A 14641-nucleotide genomic window follows, 5' to 3' on the forward strand; every position below is an offset into this window, starting at 1 on the left:
AAGTGGTCGACGGCCTGGCTGCCAACGGCGAAGACGGCAACGCCGAAGTCGAAGCCCGCGTCCGCGCCCAGGTCGCAGACCTCTGCAACCGCTTCCCCATATACCCGAACCTGTAAACGTTTAAAAAGAAAAGAAAACGGCGCTCTTGAGGCGCCGTTTTTTTTGTTGTTTGAGCAGTCGCTTCGATAGAGGGGGATCTGGCCACGCGTCAGCTTGGCAGCCGTCTGAAAGTCAAATCAAATCGCGCCACCACAGAAAAACAAGCAACAGCGCTGTCAGAGCCAACAGATTGAAAGCCAGCCCCCCCAGCAATCCAAGGAACCAGCCCCACCTGCGATCCGCAAGATTGATGCTTCCCAGATGATCCTGCACTACGTCCGACGCCCTGACGAGCTTGGGAGTATCCAGAATCAACCGCATCTTCGGGTGCGACGCCATCGCCTCGGACCGGGCAAGCACCATGGCCTGCCGGTACACCCGGCGCGGCAGGCGTCGTTTTGCCTTGCGAATGGATGCCTCTAGCGTCTTGTCGCGCACGCCAAGCTTGGCACGCAGCAAGGCCACCGTCTCGGCGATCCGGGTCTGAATGTCTGGGTCCTGAGGCATTGGCTCTCTCCTGCCGCCGCAATCTAGCCTGCACCACAAAGACCTACAATGGGGCTGGTGATCCGCTGTAGGCGCTTGTATCACGCAAGCTATGCTGAACACGATTGTACATGGCGAACCGACCGCCCGCCCACCGCTGGTAATAGCACACGGCCTTTACGGATCTGCTCGGAATTGGGGCGTCATTGCCAAAAGGCTTTCAGACGAACGGCAGGTTGTGGCGGTGGACATGCGCAACCATGCTTACAGCATGTGGGACCCGAGCCACGATTATCCCCATCTGGCACAGGATATCGCCGAAGTCATAGAACAGATCGGCGGCGTGGCGGATGTTCTTGGGCATTCCATGGGCGGAAAGGCTGCCATGACCCTGGCCCTGCGGCACAATGGGTTGGTGAACAAGCTGGTGGTCGCCGACATCGCGCCGGTTCAATACGCGCACAGCCAAATCCAGTTCATCGAGGCCATGCGGGCTGTTGATTTTTCGCGCATCACCCGCCGGTCGGATGCGGAAATGCAGCTGGCCGATCAAGGCGTTGAGAAAGCGTTGCAAAGCTTTTTCACCCAATCGCTGGATATCAAGGGAAAACGGTGGTTGCTTAATCTGGATGTTCTTGCAGCCGAGATGCCAAAGATCATGGGCTTCCCCAAATTGGACGCCACATGGAATGGCTCCGCCCTGTTCCTGTCGGGCGCGGCATCGGATTATGTCCTGCCGGAACACCGCCCTGAAATCCGCTCGCTGTTTTCCGGCGCGCGTTTTGCCAAAATACCCGGAGCCGGGCATTGGCTGCACGCCGAAAAACCACGTGAATTCGAAGCAGCGGTTCGGACGTTCCTGAACGCCTGATCAGGTGCCCCGGTACAAGCGCCGGGCCACCATCCACGATGCCGGAGCAGCGATCACCGCCCCGGCAACTGCTGCGCCGACAATTGCGCTGACGGAAACCAATCCCGCAGACAGCACAGCGATTACGGCAGAACCTGAAATGGCAGTGGCGATCAGTGAATACAGCATGGCGGCAAGGCGAAACATGGTCGGGTGTTCCTTATGATGACTTCCGGCCAAACATGTCTCGATTCGAATGTGTTTTGCATTGATTTGCATCAGATGCGGAAATCTGGCGCTTCATGAACCTGTGATTTCGCAACCACCGTTGAGCCGATCCGCCAACCCGCCAAGGATGTGGAGCTTGTGAAATCCCAAGTCTTGCGCCGTCAAAGGTACACACCCTCACTTTCACGCTTTTCCCAAAAGGATCAGAACGCGACTTGAGGTAGATGAACCAACGGCCTTAGGCACCTAGGTTATTGCTCGCGAAACGCGCGCGACATGCTGTCCGACACAGGTTTGGCGATATAGGCCGCAAAAGTTCGTTCCTCGGTTTGGATCATAATTTCCGCAGGCATGCCGGGGGTCGGAACAAAGCCGCTGACCCGGTGCAGCTCGTCTGGGGTAAGTGAGATACGCGCCAGATATACCTCTTTTGGAACGCCTGCCGCCTCTTCAAGCAGCGCGTCGGCAGAGACATAAAAGACTTCTCCGTACAAAACCGGCGTTGTGCGCTGATTGAGCGCGATCAGTCGCACCGAGGCGGTCTGCCCGGTTACCACACTATCAATCTCGGTGCGTGGGATTTGCGCCTCAATAATCAACGGCGCATCGGCAGGCAGGATTTCGGCAATGGGTTCGCCCGTTTCGATCACACCACCCGGAGTATGATAATGCAGGCGAACCACTGTCCCGGTCACAGGAGCCCGTACCACGGCCCGGTCCAGGACATTACGGGCCTGACGGGATTTTTCGCGCACGCTTTCCAGATCTGCCTCGACCACGCCCAATTCATCCAGTGCAGCCTCGCGATAGGCGGATCGGGTGCGCGTAATCTGTTCCTGGTATTTCAGAAGCATCTGATTGATTTCAGCGGCCTCGGCCTGCAACCGGGCCTGCTGCCCCTCGGCTTCGGCCTGCACACGCCGGATCGTGTTCAATTCGCCCTTTCGAACCAGCCCTTTCTGGAAAAGCTGGTTTTTGGACTCGTACTCTTCCTGCAAGATCTCGGCACGTGTGACCATGCTGTCCAATTGGGCCTCAAAGCCACTTGCCCGGATCTTCAAAGCCTCCATATTGCGTTCCAAAAGTGCCACATCATTCAGCAAGGTCTTGCGCGACACATCAAAGCTCAGCATTTGACCGTCGAGAATGGCCATGACTTCCACGTCTTTGGAGGCCTCGACCAGATCTGGCGTAAAGACCAGACGATCCCGTTCCCCATATTCCGCCAGCAATCGCTCGGTCATCGCCTGCAAGCGCAATTTGCGGATGAACAGCTCGCGCTCATTGGCCTGCGCCGAGGTCTGATCCAGCGTCATCAGCACCTGACCTGCCTGAACCGATTGCCCTTCGGTGACCTTGATGTCTTCGATGATCCCGCCTTCAAGGTGCTGGACAATCTTGTTGCGTCCGGTGGCGACAAAGCTGCCCTGCGCGATGACCGCCGCCGCCAGCGGGGCGCTGAAGGACCACACTCCGAAACCGCCAAAACAGACGACCAGCATGATTATACCGATGACAATGAAGCGGTTGATCGAGCGCGGAACTTCCGCATACCAGACGTCAGGTTCACCGGCAGAGTGCCTTACGGGTACGAGGTCATTCATGGTCAGCCTCCCTGTTGCCCTTCAATTCCGGTCCGTTTGCGCGGCCCGTTGATCTGCTGAAGAACCTGCTCGCGCTGACCGAACAATGCGACGCGCCCATCGGTCAGCAACATGATCTTGTCGACCACATTCAGCAGGGTCGGTTTCTGCGTGATGACGACCACGGTAATCTTGCTTTCGCGCGCCTGTTCAATGGCACGCGCCAAGGCTTTGTCCCCGGCAACGTCAAGGTTCGAGTTCGGCTCGTCCAGCACAACCATTCGTGGGTTCCCAAAAAACGCCCGCGCCAGCGCAATGCGTTGTTTCTGTCCGCCCGATAAAGGCGATCCATCGGAGGCCACCACAGTCTCATATCCCTGCGGCAAGGTTGCGATCATGTTGTGTACATCGGCCAGAACAGCGGCGTCATGGATCTGTTCGTCCGTGGCATCGGCACGCATCCGGCCGATATTGTCCTTGATGGTTCCGGGGAACAGCTGCACATCCTGCGGCAGATAACCGATGCTTTCGCCAAACTGGCGCGGGTCCCAGTTTCGGATATCCATCAGGTCCAGCCGCACACTTCCCGACGTGGGCAGAACGGACCCGACAAGGGTTTTGCCCAAGGTGGTTTTGCCCGCACCTGAATTGCCGATAATGGCCAGTGTTTCACCGGGGGTGAGAGAGAAGGTAATCCCGTTCAGAACCACACGTTTGGTTCCACCGGGGACATAGAGCAACCGCTCCACATCCAGCCGGCCTTCGGGGCGCGGCAGGCGCAACTTCTCGTGTTGCAGGGCCGAGGTTGACAGCAGCGCCTTGATCCGCCCGTAGGCCGCGCGCGTCAGCAGGTAACTGTTCCACCCTTCAATCGAACCTTCGATGGGCGCAAAGGCGCGCCCGGCAATGATTGAGGCCGCGATCACCATTCCGCCGGTAATCTCTCCCTGCAGTGCCAGAAATGCGCCCCATCCCAGAATGCCAATCTGAGTCAGCAGACGAACAGCGCGCGAAATCGCTGCGAAGATCACGTTTCGGTCCTGCGCGCGCACCTGCCAGGTCAGGGATTGGGCGGTGTCCCGCCCCCAGATCCGCACCGCCTCGGGGATCATGGCCAAGGCGTTGATGATCTGACTGTTGCGCGACATGGAATCCAGATGCAGGTTCGCCATGGATTGTGCCCTGTTTGCCTCGGCAAACGGTTTGGCTGTCATTTTCTGGTTGATCAGCGCAATCGTCATCAGGATCAGCGCTGTCACCACGACGATCATGCCCAATTGCGGGTGCACGAGAAAGATCATCAAAATGAACAGTGGGGCAAATGGCACGTCCAGAAACGAGATCAGCGTGCCGGAAACCAGAAAACCGCGCAGTTGCTGCAAATCGCCAAGCGTCTGATATTCGCGCCCGTTTCCATGCAACGACGCGTGCGCAGCCGCACTAAGCACAGGTGCACCCAAACGAACGGCAACCTCGACACCGGTTCGCATCAGCGTAAACCGCCGCACCGCATCAAAGGCTGACTGAAAGATCACGGCCCCGGCGACGATTGCCGTCAACATGATCAGCGTATCCAAAGATCGGCTGGTCAGAACCCTGTCACTGATCTGAAACAGGTAGATCGGAATCGACAGGATCAGAATATTGGTCGCGCAGGTCAGCACCAGAACAAATGCAAGGTTACGCCGGATCGCCCGGATCGAATCCCGCAATGTGCGCTGGAAATCCTCGGGCGGGGTGCGCTTGTGAAAGGTTTGGGGTGGCCCGTTCCCGTCACCGCCGCCGGAGTTTGTCCGCAACAGTGGCTGGTTTGCCTTGGCCTCGATCGTCGCGCCCATGTGATCCGCGCCGGACGCGCGCGCAGAGGGGGTCTTGCGCGCTGTCGTTTCGTCCGCGGTTGCATGATCCGGGCCGTCAGCATCAGCCACCCCGTCACCACCGCCCGCAATGTCCTTGTCTTGCACGGGCTGCGGCGGCGCACGCCAATGGGGAGGTTCAGCGCGCGGTTGTTCACATGAGTGTTTCTGGTCTTTGGCCGGTTTCAACGCATCGTTTTCAACCGGCCGGTTTTGATCTGGTTCAGGCACTCGGAACTCCTGCGTCAGATGCAGTCGGGTGGTGGCACCTGTGGCCCGTTTTGCAGGATCTGCCCCTGGTTCGGCCCCCTGACGCTTCAGACCCAACCCGCCTTGCCTGTCCAGCGGGCTGGATAAGGGGTGGCGGCGCGACGAAAAAACAAACGACATGTAGAAACCTTCTGGTCACTCGGTAAAATCTTGGGGGATCAGGCCAGCATGGTTTGCAGGCCGTCGTCAGGTGTTGTTACATCAAGAGCTGGGGTATTCAGTGCCAGGGCCGCATCCGGTTGCGCGACGGTCATGTCACCCATGATGGCCGCAATTGCCTCATTGGTCATCGCGGTAATCTCGTCGTTGTCCGGCATGTCGATCAGGCTGGCCTGATGCAGCAGCAGATCGGAATACGACCCGTCAGCTGCCATGACCGTCGAGTCCACACCCATCTTGGTCAGATGCGCGGTGTTCAGCATGGCGTTGCTGCCCGCGACTACATCGGCCCCGGCAGCATTTGGGCCGGACAGGTCTATATCATCCTGATCCAGCATCATCGTGGCCTGATTGACGATGTTCACCTGTATAAGATCGCCGTCGATCTTAAGGACGCGCAACTGCTCCATCCCGGCGAACATCGGATCATTCAGAAGCGCGTCTTCCAACGCGTCCATGTCCATTTCCGGTATGGCAAGCGCGTCCGCCATATTCTGTTGCATATCCTGGTGAATGTCCTTGCCGATCGTTTTGACCGACGCGTCGTTCATGAGCAGGTTTTCATCACCGTCCATCACCGACGCGGGCACTCCGCCGCTGATGATGTCGTCATCCATAAGGGCCATGGATTGAACCAGCACATCGACTGAAATCATGTTTCCGCCGATCATGATCAGATCGTAATAGCTGCCCAACTGCACGATATCGGCGACATTGTACATTTCGTTGTCGCCCAGCACGTAAAGCGTGGATGTGGCTGAAATTTCGGTCTGAATGTGATCAATATCGGTGGCATCAATACTTTGGTTGATGAAATTCGCGACCACCAGATCGCCGTGAACCCAGTCGACAACAACATATGCGGGCTGGCCGCTTGTTCCGTCGACATCGTCCAGCCAGGCGGCCTCTTTGCCTTCGACTTCGATCACCGAAGACTGAACCAGGTTGGTACCGCTTCCGGCATTCATGGCACCTACGTCCCAGTCGGAAACAAGCGCGACCTGACTGATGACCGTCAGATTGATGGCCTGCCCGCCTACAACAATGTACGGAGCATCCACCCAACCAATAGTCGCAGACACTGCATTGATCGCCAGATTACCACCGGTCACCACCAGATGCCCGTCGTCAAAATCGGAATCCTTGGACTGGTCCCATTCGGCAGGCAACGGCGTTTCCGCTTCATCGCCAGTCGCCTCATCCGGCTGATGGAAAGCGGGCAGCAGGTCGGTCCATTCAGGTGCTTCGGCCATGTGCTCGCCATTGACGATCACGCCCAAGGCATCATCGCCATGGAACTGATACACGGTGACGCCATCCACATCCCCGTTCATCGGATTCAGCATCTGTTCGGCCAGTGCCTCGACCATCTCGATTGACTGGTAGTCCGCGAGTGAAAATGACGGGCTTGCCACGGCATGAAGGGACAACGCCATGTCCAGCATCTGCTCACCTTTCGCGATCAGCGCGTCCGTGTCGCGAAATTCACCCTTGCCCACCGTATCGTTGTCACGCAGGAAAACCTTTTGCATGGTGTAACTTACCGCAGACCCCAACGGCACGTTGTCCGGCTGCAGAATGACGAGTGTGGGAACGGATGATGGTCCAATCGTGTCGTCTGGGACAAAACGCTCGGAAACCGGCCCATCTCCACCAAGGATAATCACCGATTCATGCACAGGCCCCTTCGGCGCGTCTGGTAGCGGCAGGTTAGGTTGAGGTGGGGCAAAATTGTATGGGAGGAGCTTGTACTCGCCCACCGGGATATCAAGGTCGGCCCTGATGTGGATCGCAGCAGGATCGTCCAGCCCGTCAATTTCGGCTTTTCGCCTCAGGGCGGTGAATTCGTCATACTGGTCCCGCAGCCGGGCTTGTTCGATCGTAAGTTCAAATGCTCCAACAAAATGCGCTATTGTTTCCGTAATTGCGTCAAGGGCCATATCGGTCATCCTTTTTCACCCGCACCGGCCAGAATTTCCGCTTTGGGTTCAGTTGGGCCGGGGCCACTGCTCGCGGCCCCGGCATTTTCGAAAATAGCGAGGCCCGATAATGCGGGCCTCGCCTTATGACTTATGCGTCGTTGTCGTCGCTTGCGTAGGACGAGGTCATCGAACCACCGACCATGGTCGTGTCGACCGAGTTGCCAAGCACGTTGGCGCCCATGACGATCGACTGGTTAAAGGCCGAGGTGTCGACAACAGCCGCTGCCGAGGCATAGGACTCGCCGGTCACGATACCATCGCCACCGTTGTTCGAGCCCCAGTTGCCAGCGTTGCCGCCTGCACCACCGTCACCCGAATAGGCACCAGCCGCGCTGCCGCCCGTGATGGTTCCACCCATGGTGTCACCGGACATAGCTGTACCGGTCGAGTATCCGCTGGCTCCGCCATTTGCGGCGGACGCGCCACCGGCACCACCGGCACCCGAGCTGGCCGCACCGGTCGCATCGCCCGAACCGGTCGATGTGGCATCGTTATCGGACATGCCCGAACCACCGTATCCAGCGATTGCTTCAGCCAGGCTGTCGGCGGCTCCGTTTGTATCGGCATCACCGAATACATCCGCCGCTCCGCCATCACCGGCGGTATTCGCCGCATCGGCAGAACCGGCACCGTTGCCCGAAGACGTGGATGTGGGCGTCGTTGTGCCGCCTGCTCCGCCGTCACCGTCTGCTGCAGACGTACCAGAACCTGCTGCGTCCGCTGTGCCGTTGGCCGAATTTGATCCGCCATCACCACCGCTGCCATCCGTGTTCTGCGAATTGCTGGATGCACCGTTCACGTCACCTGGGCTTTGGTTGATGTCGGGGCCGCTTGCGGACTGGTCGCCAACACCCTGCGCATCCGAATCCGCGTCGGCGGTTCCACCGGAACCATCGCCGCCCGAACCGTCACCGCCTGAGCCATCGCCACCAGAGCCATCGCCGCCCGAACCATCGCCACCGGTTCCGTCACCGCCGGTTCCGTCACCGCCTTCGCCCGCTTCGGCATCAACCATGCCAAGCTCTTCCTGCAGGGCCATGATTGCAGCTTCGACCATAGCGGCAAATCCGCCTTCGCCGTCACCGCCGGTACCATCACCGCCTGTGCCGTCGCCACCGGATCCTTCACCACCGGTCCCTTCGCCGCCAGAGCCTTCACCGCCGGTGCCAGGTCCGCCAGTTCCATCAGCCGAGCTGTCCGCACCACTGTCAGCGCTGCCCTCTGCTGCGTTGCTGCCGGCAGTCGCATCATTGGCTTCGGTTGTGCTGTCACTGGAATTCGACGACGAACCGTCTGTCGAAGCGCTGCCGTCACCACCGTCGGAACCTTCGGCGTCTACGTCATTGCCGGCCAGACCAAAGCCCGTGCCGTTCGAGTCGGAATCGCTGTCGCCGCCATCGGCGCTACCCGAGGCATTCGAACCAGACAGACCAAGGCCCAGTCCCAGACCAAACGAATCTGCGCTTCCTCCGTTACCGCCAGTTCCGTCACCGTCAACGCTTGTGCTGCCGTCGTTGTCAGCAGAAGACGAACTGTCAGCGTCGCCGCCGTCTCCGCCGGTGCTGTCACCGTCAGCCCCTGCGCCGGACAGGCCGACACCAATGCTGGCGTTATTTGCGTCACCGGTATCACCGCCTGCGCCGCCACTCGAATCCGCGTCGGCGCTGCCGGTATCGCCACCGGCACCAAACGCATGGCTGCCCAGCGTGGTCGAGTCTGCCGAACCACCATAGCTGGTACCACCGTCGCCCGAATCTCCACCGTTGGACTTGACGCCGATACCTTCTTCAGCATTGGCGGTACCGCCATAGGCACTGCCATTCTGGTAGAAACCGGAATTGTTCGAAACTGACGCCGATTCCAGCGTGTCGTCATCGCTCAGGCTGGCCATCTGACTGTTGACAGCCGCCATCGCGGTCCCGGCACCATCCATTGAGATATCGACATTCATGTCATCGCCAGGATCATAGTTCAGATCACGGCCTGCAGTGATTACGTCGCCAACCGACGCGTTATCTCCGAAGTCCAGATCAACCTGATCGTCATCGCGCGGAATCCATTCTCCGCCACCAAAGTCGATATTGATCGCATTGCTGTTCGAATTGTCGTTGGTGTTATCTCCGGCATTGAGCGTCTGGTCCTGATCCTGACCTTGATCCTGATCCTGGCCCTGATCTTGACCTTGGTCCTGGCCTTGTTCCTGACCCTGATCCTGGCCTTGATTTTGGTCCTGACCCTGATCGTTGGAGTTTTCGACAGTCTGGTCCTGTTGCTGCTGTTGTGCAGTCAGATCAGCTTCGACAAACGCCTCATCAATCGGGATTTCGACATTAACCGGAGCTTCCAGGTTCTCGACATTAATTTCGTCGACGGTCGTTACGTTTGTATTATTCACATTACGTCTCATGACAAATTCCTATTTCTGGAACGCCAGACCGCCATTCATCTAAAAAGCGGCATCAGGCGAGATTGAAACAAAAATATCCGCGCAGCGCATGAACGCGCTGAAAGCGGTCTGTGGAAGTTTCTAAATGGCCACCTCCTTTCCCGGCTAAGCCGAAAGCGCGGCGGATCATGAAGGCTGCTGAAATACGCAATGACCGGCGCGACAGGGACAGGCGCTTCGACAATTGAAGCCCAGCCATGTTCGCAGCGACGCACGCCCACGCCTAGCTAGTCGAAAGTTTTGAAGTAGTTACAGTGTTGTTTTTATTATTTACTTTTAGAATACACCTGAGTTTTCGCTCGCCTGCCCCGCATGACCCACCTACAAAAAATCGCAACAAAATAATTCAATTGTTTCCGCTGGTTGCACAAATATCCAAGCGGAAACCTAACCGAAAGTTCTATGGAACGGGCTCTGGAGGAACTCCTCCTGGTTGTGGAAAACCATGCTTTCGAGTATAATAAAAGTTAATTACCTATTTGATTAGTTAACTATTTTAGACCGCCAGAATTCAAAAAAGAGATTTTTGGTTGACCCTGTTTGCGAGGGAATGTGATGAGTGTGTCATTGATAGAAGAAACTGCCAATCAGGATCTTTATTCAGAAGATTTTTCGGTTGTCTTTATTGGAAAAGAATTATTCTACTCCAATCAGACCCTAAGAAGCGTTCAAACTGAATTCGGGGTTCGTGCCCGGCGGTTCGAAACCCTCGAAGCGATGAACGGCCACACACCCGGTTGCAGCAAGATTATTGTTGTTGACCAGATGATGCTTGAAGACCTGTTGGCGCGACCAATGGCCTATACCAAAAGTACGGGATCCGGCTGTCTTGCCTTTGCCTATCGCAAAGAAGAATCGGCCCGGCATATGTTTGAATCCTGGGATCGCGCGCAGTTCGGCGAAGTTGGATTTCTGCCGATGAATGTGGCGCCCGATGCCTGGCGCGCCATCCTAAGGCTGCTGATGCATGAAGAACTGTACCTACCCAGCTTCCTTGCCGATTGCGCCACATTCCTGGGCCAGCGCACGCGGGGCATCCCTGCCCGTCCAGCGACAAGCGCACCTAACGGAGTCGATCAAAAGTCGCGGTATCTGAAGCTGACGCGTCGCGAGAAGCAGGTCCTGCAACTTGTCTCGCAGGGCAAAAGCAACAAGTTGATCGCGGCCAAACTGGGAATTACGGAACACACGGTCAAACTGCATATGCACAACGTGGTTGGCAAGATCGGCGTCAGCAACCGCACCGCTGCCGCGCATTTCTATTATGAGGTTGCGCCGCACGAGGCGCAGCACTCCGCCGTTGACTGATACGTTCGAAGCCCGGTTCGATCGCCTGATCCTTCTGGTTGGCAGGCTGAACTATATGTGGACCAACACCGAAAGCCTGTTGATCCACCTGATCGCTGGCCTTTCCGGAACGTCGAAAGACGTGGCCGTCATTATCTTCCTGACCCTGAACACAACCCGCGCGCGTATTGATCTGGTCGAACGGCTTGCCAAGATGGAGGGACGGCCCGCGCAGGTTCGCGACCCGATCCTTGAACGCACGCAACGGCTCAGCAAGCTTTCGGGCATCCGAAACAAGTACAACCACTGCATCTATTCATTCGATCAGGAGAGTGGAAACCCAAAAACGATCCTGATGCGGATTGCTGACCGCAAGACCGACATAAAACTGGGTCGCGCGGATACGGTAGATGATGACGCGCTTCGCGAAATCGAAGCGGTCGTCAATCAGCTTTCAGCCGCGAACCAGGACATCTGGAGGCTGATCCGGGAGTTGGGGTATCCGGTATAGGCCGGGTCATGAATAGGACGCCATGACGACGTAGTCTGCGCTTCACTGCATGTGCGGTCCCGAAGACGCGCAAACCGGGCGGCGGAATGCAGCTTTCGAAAGTGCCTGGTGCGGGCGGTGGGACTCGAACCCACACGGGCATACGCCCTTCAGATTTTAAGTCTGATATGTCTACCATTCCATCACGCCCGCACGGCGCGGCCCTTTCGGACAGTGCAACGTCCTTACAAGCACAACGAGATGATAACAATGTGCTTTGACCCGCAGGATTGGGAAAAATAGACGGCAGCGCCGGTGAAACTCAATTGCACCCAACGGTACCTCCATTGTCTCACTTGGCTTTGGTGCGGTCCGACATATCCACAGGTCCGATGCATCGGATCGACTGAAGGTACTTCTCCAAAGAGCAGGTGCTGTCAGCACCGAACCGTTTTCCGTTCTATCCCAAAAAAGAATTCGTCAGGGCGCTGGCCGAAAAAAACTCCCGGCATCATCACAATATAATCCTCTGGTTATCAAGAACTCGAGCTGAGTCTGCCATCAATTTGCATGGCCGATTGGAGCGACAGTATGGTCCGCAGAGTATGATTATGTCTATCGCCAGGGCTCGCAGGCGCTGCGAAAGTCTGGTCTAACGGGCGGAACCCAGCGGAGTTTTGGCATGGCCAATGTCCGGAAAGGGCCTGTGCAAACGCTTCGACTTACTTTGAACGCCTTGGCACAGCGTTACCGCCCTTATTTGCCGCAGCGCGTGCACGGTTTTTCTTGCTGTTGGGCTTACCCTTTGGCGGTGGCGGGCCTTTTGGGCGGCGGTCAAGTTTTTTACTCAGACCACTGCGGTTGTCGTCATCGCGTTTGGGCTTGGCTTCAACTTTGGCCTTTTCAGGGGGCTTGGACACTGTCTTTTTCCGCGCTTTCGCAGGCTGCAGCTCGACAAGTCGGCTCGGTTTGCGTGCAGTCTTTTCCAGACCTTTCTTGCCTCTGGCAGCCCGGTTGAAGCTTGTCTTTGCTGAGTTCGACAAATCGGGGGCTGAATCCAACTGCACAATGTCTTTTGTACCCTCGATCTTCATTTCCGGCCCAATCGCGTCCAAAAATCCGGCGACGCTGCTTTCGCGAATTTCGATATAGGTCTCGTCGTCAACGATACGGATCGCACCGACATCGGATTTCGTGATGTTCCCCGCCTTGCACACCATAGGAAGTAGATATCGCGGAGACGCGTTTTCGTTGCGCCCTTCTGACAGCGAAAACCAAACACTCGGACCAAAAGGTGCGCTTTGCTTTGGCGCTGCTTCCTGAATGTCGTTTAGTTCTTCCGGAGCGGAATGCGCCCTGTTGTATTGACGGACATATGCCGCAGCGAGTTGTTCTGGCGAGAACCTTTCTACCAGTTCGTCGACTGACTGCCGCTCGGTCTTTGTTATTTCAGAGCACCAGTCCTCCGATCCGAACATCCGTTGCAGGTCTTGCGCTTTGACCTCTTCAGCGGAGGGCGCCGCACCCCAATCAGCCGTGAGTTTAGCGAATTTCAACAGCCTTTGGGCTTTTTTGTAAGAAGCCGGTGCAACGATCAGTGTGCTGACACCTTTGCGCCCTGCACGTCCAGTTCGGCCTGAACGGTGCAAAAGCGTTTCATGACTGCTGGGCAGTTCCGCATGGATCACCAGATCCAGATTTGGCAGATCAATTCCGCGCGCCGCGACATCGGTCGCCACACAGACGCGGGCCCGTCCGTCACGCATGGCTTGCAAGGCGTTTGACCGTTCACCTTGGGTCAGTTCTCCGGAAAGAGCCACAACCGAAAACCCGCGGTTGGACAGTCGGGCTGTCAGACGGCTGACCATGGCGCGCGTGTTGCAGAAAACGATGGCGTTAGGAGCCTCGTAGTAGCGTAGCACGTTAATGATAGCATTTTCACCGTCACGTGGAGCCACATTCATCGCACGGTACTCGATATCGGCGTGTTGCATCCGCTCACTGACAGTACTTACACGCTCGGCATCCCTTTGGTACCGGGCAGCCAAGGCGGCGATGGCGCGCGGTACCGTTGCCGAGAACAACAGTGTCTGGCGGTCTGATTGCGTTTGTTCGAGGATGAATTCCAGATCTTCACGGAATCCAAGGTCGAGCATTTCGTCAGCCTCATCCAACACGACGGCGCGTACGGATGCCAAATCAATCGAGCCGCGCATTATATGATCCCGCAACCGCCCTGGTGTCGCGACCACAATATGTGCCCCTCGGGACAGCGCCCGGCGTTCGTCGCGCATATCCATGCCGCCAACGCATGAGGCAATGAAGGCCCCCGCATCCGCATAGAGCCACCCCAGTTCTCGTTTGACCTGCAGCGCCAACTCTCGCGTCGGTGCAACAACCAACGCCAAAGGCGCGCCTGCCACATCGAAAACCTGCGCATCGCTCAAAATTGTTGGTGCGATGGCCAAGCCGAACGCGATGGTTTTTCCTGATCCGGTCTGCGCCGAAACTAACAAGTCTCGTCCCTGCAAATCCGGTGCGGACACCGCCTCCTGAACAGGGGTCAGCGTGTCATATCCTTTACGCTTCAATGCGATTGCGAGTGTCGGGTTCATGGCTCAGCTCTCCGGAGTGATACGGTCACCCTCAGAGCTTCCGACACACGGGTCATAGTAGAAGCGCAGTCCATACTGCGAGGAGAACCGGATGTATAGATCGGAAAATGAGCCTCCCAATGAGCCTCCCCAACGGAACTGGTCCACACTTATGTTAAGGTGTCTGAAGTCAGCGCCTACCGGACAGATTTAGGGTTTTCTGGACCTGTCCCGTTTTTGTGCCGCCCCAAGTGCTCGTTTAAGCCACTTTCCTTTCGAATGCGACAGGGCTTTTCCAGCCCAATGCTGAG

The 14641-nt window shown here is 57.1% G+C and carries 10 protein-coding genes and 1 tRNA gene; 3 read left to right on the forward strand and 8 right to left on the reverse strand.

Going from position 1 to position 14641, the window contains the following annotated elements; translation table 11 throughout:
- Positions 1-231 precede the first annotated feature (231 nt).
- Entirely contained in the window at positions 232-606 is a 375-nt protein-coding gene (locus tag ACR0EK_RS19885) for a hypothetical protein (protein WP_209507997.1), read from the reverse strand.
- A gap of 91 nt (positions 607-697) precedes the next feature.
- Between ACR0EK_RS19885 and ACR0EK_RS19890 the strand changes: the two genes are divergently transcribed.
- On the forward strand, positions 698-1456 hold the full coding sequence (locus ACR0EK_RS19890; RefSeq protein WP_480489417.1) for an alpha/beta fold hydrolase: 759 nt from the start codon (positions 698-700) through the stop codon (positions 1454-1456).
- Here the strand turns inward: ACR0EK_RS19890 and ACR0EK_RS19895 are convergent, their stop codons facing one another.
- From ACR0EK_RS19895 to ACR0EK_RS19915, 5 genes are all read right to left on the reverse strand, one after another.
- Entirely contained in the window at positions 1457-1642 is a 186-nt protein-coding gene (locus ACR0EK_RS19895) for a hypothetical protein (protein ID WP_267368020.1), read from the reverse strand. It abuts the gene before it with no gap.
- A gap of 272 nt (positions 1643-1914) precedes the next feature.
- Positions 1915-3267 (reverse strand): HlyD family type I secretion periplasmic adaptor subunit, encoded by a 1353-nt coding sequence (locus tag ACR0EK_RS19900; protein WP_480484913.1) that lies wholly within the window; start codon positions 3265-3267, stop codon positions 1915-1917.
- 2 nt (positions 3268-3269) lie between these two features.
- The gene (locus ACR0EK_RS19905; protein ID WP_480871566.1) at positions 3270-5492 is read right to left on the reverse strand and encodes a type I secretion system permease/ATPase; all 2223 of its coding nucleotides are present in this window, start codon (positions 5490-5492) and stop codon (positions 3270-3272) included.
- Between the two features lie 38 nt (positions 5493-5530).
- Entirely contained in the window at positions 5531-7471 is a 1941-nt protein-coding gene (locus ACR0EK_RS19910) for a type I secretion protein (protein WP_480774548.1), read from the reverse strand.
- Positions 7472-7601: 130 nt separating this feature from the next.
- Positions 7602-9908 carry a hypothetical protein gene (locus ACR0EK_RS19915; protein WP_480871565.1) on the reverse strand — a complete coding sequence of 769 codons (2307 nt, stop codon included), beginning with the start codon at positions 9906-9908 and terminating at the stop codon, positions 7602-7604.
- A gap of 606 nt (positions 9909-10514) precedes the next feature.
- On the opposite strand from ACR0EK_RS19915, the gene ACR0EK_RS19920 reads away from it, so the two are divergent.
- Together ACR0EK_RS19920 and ACR0EK_RS19925 are read left to right on the forward strand one after the other, a co-directional pair.
- A complete protein-coding gene (locus tag ACR0EK_RS19920) occupies positions 10515-11267 on the forward strand; it encodes a helix-turn-helix transcriptional regulator (RefSeq protein WP_480968079.1) in 753 nt (250 codons plus the stop codon).
- Positions 11260-11757: a hypothetical protein gene (locus tag ACR0EK_RS19925; RefSeq protein ID WP_245220737.1), complete on the forward strand. Its 498-nt coding sequence runs from the start codon at positions 11260-11262 to the stop codon at positions 11755-11757. The genes ACR0EK_RS19920 and ACR0EK_RS19925 overlap by 8 nt, the downstream gene beginning before the upstream one ends.
- A gap of 106 nt (positions 11758-11863) precedes the next feature.
- On the opposite strand, the gene ACR0EK_RS19930 is transcribed toward ACR0EK_RS19925, so the two are convergent.
- Both ACR0EK_RS19930 and ACR0EK_RS19935 read right to left on the reverse strand, forming a co-directional pair.
- Positions 11864-11949: transfer RNA gene (locus ACR0EK_RS19930), tRNA-Leu, on the reverse strand.
- A gap of 509 nt (positions 11950-12458) precedes the next feature.
- On the reverse strand, positions 12459-14351 hold the full coding sequence (locus tag ACR0EK_RS19935) for a DEAD/DEAH box helicase (protein ID WP_480901094.1): 1893 nt from the start codon (positions 14349-14351) through the stop codon (positions 12459-12461).
- Between the last annotated feature and the right edge of the window lie 290 nt (positions 14352-14641).

Source organism: Ruegeria sp. AE4, from assembly GCF_056542185.1.